We start from the raw sequence: 14,092 nt of genomic DNA on the forward strand, positions 1-14,092 counted from the left end.
ATGCCGGCCGGGTCTTGAGATTGTTGAACAATGCAGGCCAGACTGTCCCGCATGTTCGTCCTCATCGGCGTCGCCGTCGTGATCATCGGCTTCGCGCTGCGCATCAACGCGCTGCTCGTGGTCACCGTGGCGGGCATCGTCACGGCAGCCATCGGCGGGATCGACCCCGTCGGCATCCTCACCGCGTTCGGGAACGGTTTCGCGTCCAGCCGCAGCGTCACGACGTTCGCACTCGTGCTGCCGGTCATCGGCCTCATCGAGCGGTACGGGCTGCAGGACCAGGCGAAGCGCCTCATCGCGAAGCTCGACAAGCTGACCACCGGCCGCATCCTCGCCGGGTACCTCGCGGTCCGGCAGGTCACCGCCGCCGTGGGTCTGACGAGCATCGGCGGGCCGGCGCAGACCGTCCGCCCGCTCGTGCACCCGATGGCGGAGGGGGCGGCGACGAAGAAGTACGGCCGCATCGACGAGCGGATGCGCGAGAAGATCAAGGGCTTCTCGGCGTCGTCCGACACCGTCGGGGTGTTCTTCGGCGAGGACGTGTTCGTCGCGGTCGGGTCGATCCTGCTCATCACGACCTTCGTCGACACCACGTACGGCCTTGCCCTCGAGCCGATCGACCTGGCGCTGTGGGCGATCCCCACCGGCATCGCGGCGCTCGTCGTGCACGGTGTCCGCCTGCTCCTGCTCGACCGGAAGCTCGACAAGATGGCGGCTGACGTCCGCCAGACCGAGGAGGTCGCGGCGTGATCACCAGCGAATGGCTGTACTGGCTCATCGGCGCGTTCTTCATCGCCGTCTCGGTGTTCATCGTCACGGACCGAACCCACGCCAAGCGGGTCGGGAACGCGGCGTTCTGGGGCATCCTCGGACTCTCGTTCTTCGCCGGCACGTTCGTCGTGTCCGGCGCCATCCCGGCCTGGGCACTCGGCGTCGCGGTCCTGGTGATGGTGGCGCTCGCCGGGCTCGGGTTCACCGGCACGACGAGCCGCACGCGGGTCGCGAGTGTCCCGGGCGCCGGGGTCGGCTCCGCGACCGGTCCGGCCGAACCCACCGCCGTCACCACCCGACCGAGCTCCAGCACGAGCGTCCTCGCGACGACGAGTCCGGACGAGCGCGCCATGTCCGCGCAGCGGTTCGGCAACAAGCTGTTCATCCCCGCGCTGGTGATCCCGGTCGTCGCGGTGCTCGTCGCGACCCTCGGCCCGCTCGTGTCGATCGGCGGGGAGCCGCTGCTCGCCGAGGGCAGCGCGACCCTCACCGGACTCGGCATCGGGTCGGTGCTCGCCGTGGTCGTCGCGGTGTTCGTGCTCCGTCCGCCGCGGCTCGACACCCCGGTCCGGGAAGGCGCGCGCCTGCTGCAGGCGATCGGCTGGGCGGCACTCCTGCCGCAGATGCTCTCCACGCTCGGGATCGTCTTCACGCAGGCCGGTGTCGGCACGGCGGTCGGCACGATCATCGAGGCGGTGCTGCCGGACGGCTCGCTGTTCGCCGCCGTGATCGTGTACTGCCTCGGCATGGCGCTCTTCACCGTCATCATGGGCAACGCCTTCGCGGCCTTCCCGATCATGACAGCGGCGATCGGCTGGCCGGTGCTGGTGCAGGGCTTCGACGGCAACCCGGCGGCGATCTTCGCCATCGGCATGCTCGCCGGCTTCTGCGGCACCCTGGCCACCCCGATGGCCGCGAACTTCAACCTCGTGCCCGCTGCCCTGCTCGAGATGCGGGACAAGTACGGGCCGATCAAGGCGCAGCTCCCGACCTCCGGGATCCTGCTCGTCGTCAACATGGGAGTGATGTACCTTGTCGCATTCTGACCCCGCCCCCACCGGCGCATCCGCCGACCTCGGCCGTTCCGCCTGGGCGGCTGGCTTCGCCGCCGTCGCGCTCGACAACATCACCCGCGAGTACCCGTACGCGGCGCACCACACGACGTCCGGTCCGGACGACCGTGCGCTCCCCGTCGAGCTGCACCCCGCCTTCGCCACGTCCTACGACTGGCACTCCTCGGTGCACATGCACTGGCTCGCCGCCCGCCTGGTCGCCTTCGGCGTGCCCGCCGACCTGGAGGCCCGGATCACCTCCGTCCTGCAGGCCCACCTGTCCGAGGCCCACCTGGCGACCGAAGCGGCGTACCTCCGCGCGACCCCGCACTACGAGCGCCCCTACGGCTGGGCGTGGCTGATGCGCCTCGCCGCCGAGGTGTCCGCCTCCGAGGCGCCGGCGGTCCGGGCGCTCGCGCCGGGGTTCGCACCCGTCGTCGAGGTGCTCGAGGACCTCGTCACCCGCTGGGTCGACGGCGCGGCCCACCCGGTCCGGCACGGGGTGCACTCGAACTCGGCGTTCGGACTGCTGCTCGTGCTCGAGGGTGCTCGCTCGCTCGGCCGACACGACCTGGTCGCGACGGTGGAGCGCGCTGCCCGCGAGTGGTTCGGTGCCGACGCCGGCTGGCCCTTCGCCTGGGAGCGGAGCGGGCACGACTTCCTGTCCGCCGGACTGGCCGAGGCCGATCTCATGCGCGCGGTCCTGCCGGCGGACGAGTTCGCCCCGTGGGCCCGCTCGTTCCTCGTGCAGGTCACGGAGGGCGACGCGGTCCTCACCCCGACGGTGGTGCGCGACGAGAACGACCCGCAGCAGGTGCACCTGTTCGGCCTCGACCTGTCCCGCGCCGGGTCCGCACGCCGCATCGCCGACGCCCTCCGGGCAGCGGGCGCGGACGGTGTCGAGACGGCCGCGCTGCTGGACGCCGCCGCCGACTCGTTGCTCGCCGCTGGCCTCGCCGCGAGCGTCGGTGAGGAGTACTACTCCACCCACTGGCTCGCGAGCTTCGCGTGGGACGCGATGGAGGCCCGGGAGCACGCAGCCCGCTGACCTGCCCGTCGCAAGGCGCGAGGGGTCAGGCGAGAGGGATCGTCCGACCGAAGGTGCGGGTGACCGGGGGCGCGGCGAGGACGGCGCCGAGCGCTTCCGCGGCACCCTCGGGCGTCGCGCGCCAGGCGACGTAAGCGTCGTGGTCGGCGGCCGTCGCCCAGCGTTCCAGGACGACCAGACGCGTCGGGTCGGCGTCGTCGACCAGGACCTCGAGCGACTCGTTGCCGGCGCGGGCGGCGGTCTGCGCGAGCGTCTCGCGGATCGCGCGCTCGACCGCCTCGGCCGACACGTCGCTGCGGAGCTCGACCTCGAGGAAGACCGTCATCGTCATGGTGTGCACCTTTCGTCTGCCGGGCCCTGTCGGGTGACGCGGCCCGTCGGGGTGAACCCGCTCGGCTCCGACCTTGTTCCGGTACCGGGGGTTGTCGTTCGCTGGCCCATCGATTACCGTTGCATCGAAGATCGATACCATCGAAGATCGACAAGGGGATGAACCGATGACCACACCCGTCTACGACCCGCCGCGCGGGACGAACTCCTACCTCGCCTACGTGGCCGCCTGCGCCGTGGGGATCATCGTCGTCGTCGCCCGGTACGTGGTCGACCTCGTCGCTTCGGTGCGGTCCGGGCTCGTCTCGGTCCCGGTGCGCACGGCTCCGACGACCGAGGTCCCACAGCCGCCCGGCGGTGCGACGGTGCGCGCCGACCGTCTCACCCTGCAGGTCCGCACCGACGACGTCCCCGGCGGTGCGATCGGGCTCATCCGCGTCGGTGACGTGCTCGAGGTCGTGCTCGTCGCCGTGCTCATCGCCCTCGTCGCCGCCGTGGCGTGGACGATCTCGCGCGGGAAGCTCTTCGACCGGTCGGCGACCGTCGTCCTCGGCCTGTTGGCCGGCGCGGCCGTGCTCGCCGGTTTCGTCCCCACCTTCATCCGACGGATGGGCTGGAACTGGGTGGTGTCCGGGCTCGGCTGGGACGGACGTCTGCCGGCACCCGTCGTCGAGCCGCCGTACGTGGCGGTGTACCTCGGGTTGCTCCTGGTGATCTGCTTCCGGTTCGCCCTCACCGCGTCGCAGCGGATGGTCCGCGACCAGTCGGGGTTGGTCTGATGGCTCCGGAGGTCGAGGACGGTCACGCGGTCGTGTGCCACATCGACGATCTGCTGGCCGAGCGCGACATGACGCTCACCGAACTCGCGGACCGTGTCGGCGTGACCGTCGTCAACCTGTCCGTGCTGAAGAACAACCGCGCCCGGGCGATCCGGTTCTCGACGCTGACCCGGATCTGCCAGGTGCTCGGTTGCCAGCCGGGCGACGTGTTCTCGGTGCGGAGCGCCTGAGTCGTCAGTGGCGGGCCCGTCGGCGGACGACCCGGAAGCGCAGCGGATCACCCGGCCGGAGCTGTGCCGCACGGTCGACGGACTCCGGTGTCAGGACGGCCACGACCGGGTAGCCGCCGGTGACCGGGTGGTCGGCGAGGAACAGCACCGGGAACCCGGTCGGCGGGACCTGCAGTGCCCCGGTCTCGACGCCCTCGCTCGGGAGCTCCCGCGCGACGGCACGCTCGAGCGGCACGGCGGCGGTGGTGCGGACCCCGACGCGGTCACTGTCGGCGCTCACCGTGTACTCCTGACCGGTGAGCACGCCCCGCCAGTCCGGGGTGAACCAGTCGTCGCGAGGACCCGGCAGCACGTCGAGCACGGCGGGCTCGTCGGCCCAGGGCGTGCGCGGCGGTGGGACGGCGTCGACCACGGGCCATGCCCCCGCTCGGTCGCCCACGGGCAGGACGTCCCCGTCGCGCAGGGGAGCGGGACCGAGCTGGGCGAGGGAGTCCCAGGAACGACTGCCGAGCACCGGCCCGACCGCGACGCCGCCGCGGACGGCGACGTAGGCGCGCAGACGGTGCTCGGGCAGGCCGATCCGGACGGTGTCGCCGGGAGACAGCGACAGGACCTCGTAGGCGGCCGCGCCGTGGACGCGGCCGTCGGCCCGTTCGATCGACACCGGGCACGGTGCCCCCGTGACGGCGGCGAGCACGTGCGCGTCGGAACGGAGGGCGACGGAACCGAGGAGGGCCTCCAGGACGGCTGCGTCCGGAGCGTTCCCGACCATCCGGTTGGCGAGCGCTGCCGAGCCGCGGTCCGCCGCGCCGGCGGCACCCAGGCCCATGTCGCTGAGGCCCGGTCGTCCGAGGTCCTGGATGGTGACCCCGAAGCCGACCTGCACGACCGTGAGCGTGCTCACGCGGCGGCTCCCGCGTCGACGAACCGGATCCGGGTGCCGGCCGGGGCGAGGGCGGGTGGCGTGCGCTCGAGCGACCACATCGGGACGTCGGTGCGGCCGATGAGCTGCCATCCGCCGGGCGAGGTGCGCGGGTAGACGGCGCTGAACTCGCCGGCGAGGGCGACGGCTCCGCTCGGGACCGCGGTGCGCGAGGTGTCGTGACGCGGGAGGTCGAGCGAGGGGGAGGTGCCGGTGAGGTAGCTGAACCCCGGAGCGAACCCGCAGAAGGCGCTCGTCCAGACCTGCCCGGTGTGCCAGGCGACGAGCTCGTCGCGGGTCATGCCGGTGAGCCCGGTCACCGCTCGGATGTCCTCGCCGTCGTAGGTCACCGGGATGACGACCGGTTCGCGGTCCGCGGTGTCGCCGGCGGGATCGACCGGTGCGACCTCGGACAGCAGGGCGCGGAGCCGTCCGGCGTCGGTGACGGCGGGGTCGAACCGGAGGAGGAGGGTCCGCGCGCCGGAGACCACCTCGGTCACGCCGGGCAGGACCGCGCCGGCGAGGCCCGTCCGGAACGCCACGACCTCCGTCAGGGTGCCGAACGTCGCCAGCACCGCCGAGGCACCGGCCGCGCGGACGTCCGGGGTCATGACGCGGCGGCCGTCGAGAACGACGTGATGTCGATGCCCTGCGCCGTCAGCAGCGTTCGGACGGCCCGGGCCATCGCGACCGCGTCGGGGGAGTCGCCGTGCACGCACACCGAGTCGGCGCGGACCGGGATGTCGGTGCCGTCGATCGCGGTGGCGATCCCCTCGGTGACCATCCGCAGGACGCGGGCGGCGACCTCGTCCGGGTCGTGCAGCACCGAGCCCGGGCGGCTGCGGGAGACGAGTGACCCGTCCGGTTCGTAGGCACGGTCGGCGAAGGACTCGCTGACCGCACGGAGTCCGTGCCGTGCCGCCGCCAGCAGCAGCTCCGAGCCGGGCAGCGCCAGGACGGCCAGCGAGGCGTCGACGTCGGCGACGGCGCGGACGACCGCCTCGGCCTGCACCGGGTCCGCGCAGGCGGTGTTGTAGAGGGCGCCGTGCGGCTTGACGTAGGTGACGCGGGTACCCGCGACCCGGGCCGCGGCGGCCAGGGCGCCGAGCTGGTGGACGACGTCGGCGTACAGCTCGTCAGGGGAGACGTGCACCGGACGGCGGCCGAACCCCGCGAGGTCGCGGTACGCCACGTGTGCGCCGACGGCCACGCCTCGTTCGGCCGCGGCCCGGCAGGTGTCGAGCATGATCGTCGGGTCACCGGCGTGGGCGCCGCAGGCGATGTTCACGCTCGAGACGACGTCGAGCATCGCCCGGTCGTCGCCCGCGGTCCAGGCGCCGAAGCCCTCACCGAGGTCGCTGTTCAGGTCGATCGATGGCATGCGGACCCCCTGTCTGGATTGTTCAACAACCTACCGGCCGCCACCGTCGCTGTCACGAGGGCGAGGTCCGGTCGGCGTCAGACCCGGGACGGCAGGGTGAGGACCTCTGCCCCGTCCTCGGTGATCGCGATGGTGTGCTCGCTGTGCGCGGTCCGGCAACCCGTGGCGCTGCGGAGCGTCCAGCCGTCCGGGTCCGTGACGAGCTCGTCCGTGTCGACCATCACCCACGGCTCGAGCGCGAGGAGCAGCCCCGGTCGCAGGGCGTACCCGCGACCCGGTCGGCCGTCGTTGGCCACGTGCGGGTCCTGGTGCATGGTCGAGCCGATGCCGTGCCCGCCGAACTCCAGGTTGATCGGGTACCCGGCGTCCGAGAGCACGGACCCGATGGCGTGCGACAGGTCGCCGAGCCGGGCACCCGGGCGGGCGGCCGCGATGCCGGCGGCGAGGGCACGCTCGGTCGTCTCGATGAGGGCGACGCTCTCGGGCGGGCGGCTCGTGCCGACGACGAAGCTGATGGCGGAGTCGGCGGCGTAGCCGTGGTGCACGACGGCCAGGTCGAGCGTCAGCAGGTCCCCGTCCGCCAGGGTCCGGTCGTGCGGCAGGCCGTGCAGGACGGCGTCGTTCACGGCGGTGCAGATGTGGTGACCGAACGGGCCGCGCCCGAACGAGGGGGCGTAGTCGACGTAGCAGGAGGTGGCCCCGGCAGCGGCGATCATCTCGGCCGCCCACCGGTCGAGGTCGAGGAGGTTCGTGCCGACCGTCGTCCGGCCACGGAGCGTGTGCAGGATGTCGGCGACGAGGGTGCCGGCCGCGCGCGCCCGGGGGAGCTCGGCCGGGGTGAGGATCTCGATCATGCGGGCGCTTCTTCCGTCGGGATAGTTGTAACGGTATTACTATCAGAACATGGTCCGGTTGCCGCTCACCCCCCTCGACCTCGAACGCGGGCGGCGCCTCGGTGCGGTGCTCCGGTCCGCGCGGGGGGAGCGCTCGATGCTCGACGTCGCGCTCGCGGCCGGGATCTCCCCCGAGACGCTCCGGAAGATCGAGACCGGACGCATCGCCACGCCGTCCTTCGCGACCGTGGCGGCGCTCGCCGGAGTGTTGGGGCTGTCACTCGACGCGGTGTGGGCCCAGGCCTGTGGCGGCACCCCGCGTGCTGACGGCCCGGTCGACCACCCGGGGGACCGATCTGGTATCGTTATGGATTCAGAACCAAGGGGGCTGCCCGTCGCGTGAGGTCGACGGACGGCTCGTGTACCGCTCACAGTCGGTGCCACCCGCGCGTCCTTCGGTTCGCACCCCTCGTGCCCCTCGCCGTGCGGCCCTCCGCCGGAGCACGATCCGTGTCGTCCGAAGGAGCTCCCCATGGGCACGTCCATGCCCGGATCCCGCCGCACCCTGCGCGGCAACCCGATCGCCACCCTCGTCGCCGTGTGCTTCGGCCTGTTCATGGTCGGGCTCGACGCCACGGTCGTCTCGATCGCGAACCCCGCCATCGCCGCCGACCTCGGCACCACCTTCACGCAGCTGCAGTGGATCACGAACGCGTACCTGCTCGCCCTCGCGGTGTTCCTCATCCTCGGCGGCAAGCTCGGGGACCGCTTCGGTCGTCGCCGCATGTACCTGATCGGAGTCGTCGCGTTCGCGCTGGCGTCGGTGGCGATCGGCCTGGTCGGGACGGCCACCGGCGTGATCGTCTTCCGCGCCGTGCAGGGGCTCAGCGCCGCACTGCTCATGCCGCAGACCCTGGCGCTCCTGCGCGCGACCTTTCCGAAGGAGCGGTTCGGCGTCGCCGTCGGCGTCTGGGGCGGGGCGTCGTCGGTCGCCATCGCCGCGGGCCCGATCGTCGCGGGCGTGCTCGTCGCGGCCCTCGGGTGGGAGTCCGTCTTCTTCGTGAACGCCCCGATCGCCGTCGTCGGCCTGGTGTTCGGCGGGCTGGTCCTCCGCGAGTCCACGGCTCCGCACCGCGGACGCTTCGACGTCGCGGGCGTGGTGCTGCTCGCGCTCGGCCTGTTCGGCATCGTCCTCGCCGTCGTCCAGTCGGAGTCCTGGGGCTGGGGGAGCCCCATCACCCTCGGGGTGCTGCTCGGTGGTGCGGCGCTGCTCGTGGTGTTCGTCGTCGTCGAACTGCGCGTGACCGACCCGCTGCTGCCGATGTCCCTGTTCCGCTCGTCGTCGCTCTCGATCGGGGGACTGGCCGTCGGCGCGAACTTCTTCGCGATGCTCGGCGTGACGTTCTTCCTGTCGCTGTACATGCTCAACCTCCGCGGGGTCACCGGCCTGCAGGCGGGACTCATGCAGCTCCCGCTGAGCGGTGTCTCGATCATCGCCTCGCCGATCGGTGCTGCCCTCGTCGCCAAGCTCGGCATCCGCCGCACCCTCACCGTCGGCCTGCTCATGGTCGGGGTCGCCCTGTTCGCGCTCACCACCACCACGCAGGACTCGGCGTACATCGGGATGGCGATCCCGTTCATCGTCTTCGCCCTCGGCGCGGGCTTCACGATGACCGCGGGCGCCGAGGCCGTCGTCGGCGGCGCCCCCGTGCAGCTGGCGGGCGTGGCCGGCGGGTTCCAGGCGACGGCGCTCCAGCTCGGCGGCGCACTCGGCACGTCGGTGCTCTCCGCCGTGGTCAGCGCCGGGGTGCTCTCCGGTACGACCGGCCTCGGGCTCTCGAGCGCCGCCCGGCAGGGGCTCGCCCAGGGCATCGTGCCCGACGGGCTCGGATCGGCGGCGGCCGCGGCGGCCAGGGACGCGTTCCTCGGCGGCATGCACACCGCCTTCGTCGTGGCCGGGGTGGTCGCGGTCGTCGTGGCGGTCCTCGCCGCGGTGTTCGTCCGCACGCGCACGACGCACGCGTCGTCCGAGGTGTCGGAGGAGACGGTCGAGGCGTCGGCCGGACACGCCTGAGCGGGCACTGGTCGCGCCGGGCCAGCTGACACACGGGAGGCCCGTGGCGAGCCCGCCACGTGCCTCCCGTGTGGCCCAGCGCCCCCTGACCGGTCTGGCCGCTGAGCGCGGCCGACCCGGACGGGGGCATGGCGTTCGGGCGGAACGTGTCGTCTACTGTTCCTCTCACCCACGACAGCACCGTGCCGGAGGACCCATGACGAACGAGGACCAGTCGCACCAGGCCGGCGGCGCGATCGACCGCCGCCGCCTGCTCACGCTCGGCCTGGGCGCGGCCGCCGCGGCCGGGATCACCGGCGTCGCCGCGCTCCGCCCCGAGACGGCCCGAGCGGCCACGACACCGGCGCTCCTCGCGGCCGACGAGTTCGACGGGCCGGCCGGGAGCGCGCCGAACCCGGGCATCTGGCGGTACGACCTCGGCGGTGGTGGTTGGGGCAACGGCGAGCTCGAGGTGTACACGGACTCGCGGCGGAACTCGGCGCTCGACGGCAACGGGAACCTCGTCATCACCGCACGGCGCGAAGCCGACGGCTCGTACACGTCGGCCCGCCTGACGTCGCAGGGCACGTACTCCGTGCAGTACGGGCGCGTCGAGGCCCGGATCAGGATCCCGCGCGGGCAGGGCATCTGGCCCGCGTTCTGGATGCTCGGCGCCGACCTGCCGCAGGTCGGGTGGCCGGCGTGCGGCGAGATCGACGTCATGGAGAACATCGGCCGCGAGCCCGGGACGGTCCACGGCACCGTGCACGGCCCGGGGTACTCCGGCGCCGAGGGCATCGGCGGGGGTGCGACGCTGCCGCAGGGCGCGTTCGCGGACGACTTCCACGTCTACGCGGTGGACTGGCGGCCGGGGTCGATCAGCTGGTCCGTGGACGGCGCGACCTACCGCACGATCACGCCGACGGACACGAACGGCGACCCGTGGGTGTTCGACAAGCCCTTCTTCGTGATCCTCAACGTCGCGGTCGGCGGTGGGTGGCCGGGCTCGCCGGACGCCACCACCCGGTTCCCGCAGCAGATGCTCGTGGACTGGATCCGGGTCTGGCAGAACGCCTGACCGACGGCGTCGCGCCGCCTCCGGTGGGACGCCGGAGGCGGCGGTGTTCGGTACCGCAACGGGTGAGGGCCCCGCAGCCGAAGCCGCGGGGCCCTCACTCGTGTGCTGGTCGGGTCAGCGCACCCGGACCGAGATGGTCGGGCTCGTGCTGCCCGCGATGATGCTGTTGCCGCTGAAGACGGCGTGCAGCTTGTGCGTGCCCTTCTTCAGGGTGAACCGCGTGCCGGCGGAGTTGCGGTCGATCTTGACGGTCTTGATGTGCTTCGTGCCGTCGTAGATCTTCGCCTGGCCGTTCACCACGATGCCGCGCGAGGTGACCTTCACGACCGCCTTCGTGCCGGAGTAGGTGATGCTCGTCGACGACGAGGCCTTCTCCACCGTGACCGCGATCGCCCGGGTCGTCGAGGAGTTCGTGCCGGAGTAGGCCGAGTCGCTGACGAAGGACGCCGTGATGCTGTGCTTGCCGACCGTGAGGGTCTTCGGCAGCGTGAAGGTCGCCTTGCTGTCCGCCACCGTCGCGGTGCCGAGCTGCTTGCCGCCCTCGGAGAAGGTCACCGTGCCGGTCTTGGCGCCGATGCCGCCGCCGATGGTCGCGGTGACCGTGACCGGCTTGGTCGTGCCGTAGGCCTGCTTCGCGGCCGAGGCCGTGAGCGTGGTGGTGGTCGCCGGCAGCGTGGCGTGCAGCGAGAACTCGTCGACGTTCGAGCCGATCGGCGCCGGGTCGGCCGACTCGGTCGGCTTGAGGGTCACACCGCAGCTGTCGACACGACCGTGCTGGACGGCCGAGTTGAGCGTGGTGCAGTCGCTCGCCCGGACGTTCGTGACGGCGAGGTTGTCGTCGGTGACCGACACCTTGACGTACGTGCGGACGTGCTCCTGGTTCTCCACCGAGTTGGCGAAGTGACGCTGGCCGGTCGGGTCGAGCGGGTCGGGGCCGTAGCCACCCTGGCTCGGCTCCGGCGTGGTCAGGTCGTAGTACTTCGAGCCCGACGCGGAGTTGGCGGTGAGGTAGATGACACCGCCGGGACCGGCGAAGACGTCGTCGGCGCCCGGCTGCTCGGCGGGGTTGGCCTTCTTGCCGTTCTTGATCGCGTAGCTGCGCGAGTAGGAGTGGTCGTGGCCCTGCAGGACGACGTCGACACCCATGTCGGAGAACGCGCGGGTGAAGTCGAAGCGGCGCTGCTGGTTGTCACGGTCGTTCGCGTGGTCGGCCGGCGAGTAGATCGAGTGGTGGTAGACCAGCGCGGTCCACTTCGCGTCGTCGCCGTGACGGGTGATGACGTCGCGGATGTAGTTCACGTGCGCCGCGTCGGAACCGCCCGAGTAGGCGTTCGAGTTGATGTCGATGAACAGGACGCCCTTGTACATGTACCAGTAGTCGCCACCCGAGTTCGTGGTGGAGTTGCCACCCGGGTAGAAGTCCGGCACGCGGAGCGAGTTCGGCAGCTGGTTGTGCTGCTCGTATGCCTTGCCGCCCACGTCGTGGTTGCCGATGGTCGAGGCCCACGGGTAGCGCTTGAGGACGTCGCTGCTGTCGGCGAACGCACCCCACTGGTACTCGTTGTTGGCGTTCTCGACCTGGTCGCCACCGGAGACGAGGAGCTCGGCGTTCTTCTCCTTCGTGGTGGCGTACTTCAGGGTGTCGGCCCAGCCGGCGCCGTCGTCGTCGGTGAAGCCCGACGAACCGATCTGCGGGTCACCGAAGAACAGGAAGTCGAAGTCGCCGCTGAAGCTCTTCGTGGTGAACGTGTACGGGGTCGACCAGGCGGAACCGTCCGCGGCACCCACGTGGTAGGTGTACGTGGTGTTCGGCTCGAGGTCCTTGATCGTCGCGTGCGCGTTGATGTAGCCCGACGCGGCGGTGATGCCCGGGATGGAGCGCGTCGACGAGTCGGTCGTGCTCGTGTCGGCAGCGGTGTTGGCGGCCTTCGACGCGGCGATCGTCTGCTTCGCGTCGGTGAAGACACCGCCGGTCATGCTGTCGGTCTTCTGGATCTCGAGCGACTGGGCGACGTTGGCGGGGAAGTACCACGAGGCGATGCGCTGGCTCTCGGTGGCGCCGACGCCGAGCAGGATGTGGATCGGGCCACCGTTCGAGACGTTGCTCGTGGGGGTGTTGGTGGCCGCGGTCGCGGGGTTGGTGCCGACGAGGCACGCACCGGCGATGAGGGCCGCTCCGATGACGGCCCCGCCGAAGCGGAGGGTGGTGGTTCTGCGCCGGGAAGGGGCGCCGGACAGGAGACTCATGTCGTTCCGTTCTCAAGGAGAGGGATGGTGCAGCAGAGAGACTCTGCATCGCCCTGGTAGATCGTGAGTAAACGCTGTGTGTCCATCCGGCTCACAGCGCCGAGGCGGTAGTGGATCAGCCCTCGACGAGCCGCTGGACGAACCAGATCATCCCCATCACGAACACGCCCGCCGTCACGGCCCCCGTCACCCAGAGCGACACGACGTGGGCCTTGCGACGCAGCAGGGACAGCGGCGGGAAGACGATGACGATGATCGCGAGCTGCACCGCCTCGATGCCGACGTTGAAGATGAGGAGCGACACGAGCAGCTGCCACGAGAACGCCTCCTGGATGCCGAGCGCGCCCGCGAAACCGAGTCCGTGGATGAGTCCGAACGCGAACACGACGGCCAGGCGGGACCACCCGGACCGGTCCAGGGCGAACCGACCGTGGTCCGCCACGACCAGCTCGTCCGCGCGCGACCGACGCTGCACGAGCCGCCACAGGTACCACCCGGCGACCGCGGCGATCGAGAGCGCGATGAGCGGCTCGACGACGATCGACGGCGGGCTCACGACGCCGAGCGCGGCGAGGATGAACGTGATCGAGTGCGCGATCGTGAACGCCGACGCCGTGTACACGACCTCGCGCAGGCGACGGGAACCGGCGATGAGCGCGATGAGGAACAGGATGTGGTCGATGCCGGTGAGCAGGTGCTCCGCGCCGAGCGTGAAGAACTCCCAGAACCGTGCCCCCGCGGACTGCTCGGTCGAGAACGACGGCTGCCCGGCGTCGAGCGTCGCCGTGCCCTCCTGGTCGTCGACGTCGTAGGTGACGATCGTCTTCGTGTCCTTCACGAACGTCTCGCTGTCCGGGAACAACCCGGACCGGACGACGTGCCCGGACGCGGTGTGCCCGGCCTCCGGGCACCTGAACTCCGCCGTGACGTGTGCGTACGGCACCTCGTCCTGCACGTCCACGCGGACCGAGTCGTCGAGCGTGCCGATGCACTCCCGACCGCCGGAGGTCACCGCGAAGCGGTCGAACACGTACCGGCCGATGGAGTCGAGGTGCGTCTCGGCGGCGCGCACCATGCCCGGGAAGTCGCCGTCGTCCCAGGCCGCCTGCCCCTGACGGTAGAGCGCGTCGTCGTCCTCGCTCGTCCCGACGGACACGAGCATGAGGTCGTACTCGAGCCCGAGTCCGGCCCGGACGGTCTCGGCCCCCTGGCCGGTCACGTCCGCGTAGACGACGGAGCTGAACCCGTGGGCGCTCGCCGCGGACGCGCCGACCAGGAGGCTCGCGGCCACCGTGCCGACCAGGACCACGGCGGCGACGATCCGGGCGATGAACGGGGGGAGGAGGGGGAGCCCGGTGGGAGCGCTGT

15 protein-coding genes are annotated in these 14,092 nt (G+C 71.6%); 8 read left to right on the plus strand and 7 right to left on the minus strand.

The genetic code is table 11. The annotated features are described in order from the left end of the window. Window positions 1–51 precede the first annotated feature (51 nt). The 3 genes from DEI83_RS12895 to DEI83_RS12905 are packed head-to-tail and all read left to right on the plus strand — an operon-like array spanning window position 52 to window position 2,871. Window positions 52–750: a DUF969 domain-containing protein gene (locus DEI83_RS12895; RefSeq protein ID WP_111082348.1), complete on the plus strand. Its 699-nt coding sequence runs from the start codon at window positions 52–54 to the stop codon at window positions 748–750. Then, the gene (locus tag DEI83_RS12900) at window positions 747–1,817 is read left to right on the plus strand and encodes a DUF979 domain-containing protein (RefSeq protein WP_111082349.1); all 1,071 of its coding nucleotides are present in this window, start codon (window positions 747–749) and stop codon (window positions 1,815–1,817) included. Before DEI83_RS12895 ends, DEI83_RS12900 begins: the two co-directional genes overlap by 4 nt. Then, entirely contained in the window at window positions 1,804–2,871 is a 1,068-nt protein-coding gene (locus tag DEI83_RS12905) for a DUF2891 family protein (protein WP_111082350.1), read from the plus strand. The genes DEI83_RS12900 and DEI83_RS12905 overlap by 14 nt, the downstream gene beginning before the upstream one ends. Before the next feature lie 25 nt (window positions 2,872–2,896). On the opposite strand, the gene DEI83_RS12910 is transcribed toward DEI83_RS12905, so the two are convergent. Beyond that, a complete protein-coding gene (locus DEI83_RS12910) occupies window positions 2,897–3,202 on the minus strand; it encodes a putative quinol monooxygenase (protein WP_111082351.1) in 306 nt (101 codons plus the stop codon). Between the two features lie 166 nt (window positions 3,203–3,368). Between DEI83_RS12910 and DEI83_RS12915 the strand changes: the two genes are divergently transcribed. Continuing rightward, window positions 3,369–3,980, plus strand: a complete 612-nt coding sequence (locus tag DEI83_RS12915) for a hypothetical protein (RefSeq protein ID WP_111082352.1) — start codon at window positions 3,369–3,371, stop codon at window positions 3,978–3,980. Beyond that, entirely contained in the window at window positions 3,980–4,210 is a 231-nt protein-coding gene (locus DEI83_RS12920) for a helix-turn-helix transcriptional regulator (RefSeq protein ID WP_111082353.1), read from the plus strand. The genes DEI83_RS12915 and DEI83_RS12920 overlap by 1 nt, the downstream gene beginning before the upstream one ends. A 4-nt stretch (window positions 4,211–4,214) precedes the next feature. On the opposite strand, the gene DEI83_RS12925 is transcribed toward DEI83_RS12920, so the two are convergent. From DEI83_RS12925 to map, 4 genes are all read right to left on the minus strand, one after another. Further along, window positions 4,215–5,114 carry a biotin-dependent carboxyltransferase family protein gene (locus tag DEI83_RS12925; RefSeq protein WP_220036795.1) on the minus strand — a complete coding sequence of 300 codons (900 nt, stop codon included), beginning with the start codon at window positions 5,112–5,114 and terminating at the stop codon, window positions 4,215–4,217. Next, window positions 5,111–5,743, minus strand: coding sequence for an allophanate hydrolase subunit 1 (locus DEI83_RS12930; protein ID WP_111082355.1), 633 nt, complete (start codon window positions 5,741–5,743; stop codon window positions 5,111–5,113). The genes DEI83_RS12925 and DEI83_RS12930 overlap by 4 nt, the downstream gene beginning before the upstream one ends. After that, window positions 5,740–6,513, minus strand: a complete 774-nt coding sequence (locus DEI83_RS12935; protein WP_111082356.1) for a LamB/YcsF family protein — start codon at window positions 6,511–6,513, stop codon at window positions 5,740–5,742. Before DEI83_RS12935 ends, DEI83_RS12930 begins: the two co-directional genes overlap by 4 nt. Window positions 6,514–6,590: 77 nt before the next feature. Next, window positions 6,591–7,367: a type I methionyl aminopeptidase gene (gene map / locus DEI83_RS12940; RefSeq protein ID WP_111082357.1), complete on the minus strand. Its 777-nt coding sequence runs from the start codon at window positions 7,365–7,367 to the stop codon at window positions 6,591–6,593. 49 nt (window positions 7,368–7,416) lie between these two features. On the opposite strand from map, the gene DEI83_RS12945 reads away from it, so the two are divergent. From DEI83_RS12945 to DEI83_RS12955, 3 genes are all read left to right on the plus strand, one after another. After that, window positions 7,417–7,749, plus strand: a complete 333-nt coding sequence (locus tag DEI83_RS12945) for a helix-turn-helix domain-containing protein (RefSeq protein WP_111082358.1) — start codon at window positions 7,417–7,419, stop codon at window positions 7,747–7,749. A 129-nt stretch (window positions 7,750–7,878) separates the two neighbouring features. Beyond that, window positions 7,879–9,420 (plus strand): MFS transporter, encoded by a 1,542-nt coding sequence (locus tag DEI83_RS12950; RefSeq protein ID WP_111082359.1) that lies wholly within the window; start codon window positions 7,879–7,881, stop codon window positions 9,418–9,420. A 196-nt stretch (window positions 9,421–9,616) separates the two neighbouring features. Further along, complete coding sequence (locus DEI83_RS12955; RefSeq protein ID WP_111082360.1) at window positions 9,617–10,477, plus strand: glycoside hydrolase family 16 protein; 861 nt, start codon at window positions 9,617–9,619, stop codon at window positions 10,475–10,477. Window positions 10,478–10,591: 114 nt separating this feature from the next. Here DEI83_RS12955 and DEI83_RS12960 read toward each other — a convergent pair whose 3' ends face one another. Together DEI83_RS12960 and DEI83_RS12965 are read right to left on the minus strand one after the other, a co-directional pair. Beyond that, on the minus strand, window positions 10,592–12,724 hold the full coding sequence (locus tag DEI83_RS12960) for an Ig-like domain repeat protein (RefSeq protein WP_111082361.1): 2,133 nt from the start codon (window positions 12,722–12,724) through the stop codon (window positions 10,592–10,594). Between the two features lie 115 nt (window positions 12,725–12,839). After that, window positions 12,840–14,092 (minus strand): HupE/UreJ family protein (locus tag DEI83_RS12965; RefSeq protein WP_375334670.1); only part of this gene is annotated, 1,253 nt, incomplete at its 5' end.

It is taken from the genome of Curtobacterium sp. MCBD17_021 (assembly GCF_003234525.1).
GTDB lineage: Bacteria > Actinomycetota > Actinomycetes > Actinomycetales > Microbacteriaceae > Curtobacterium.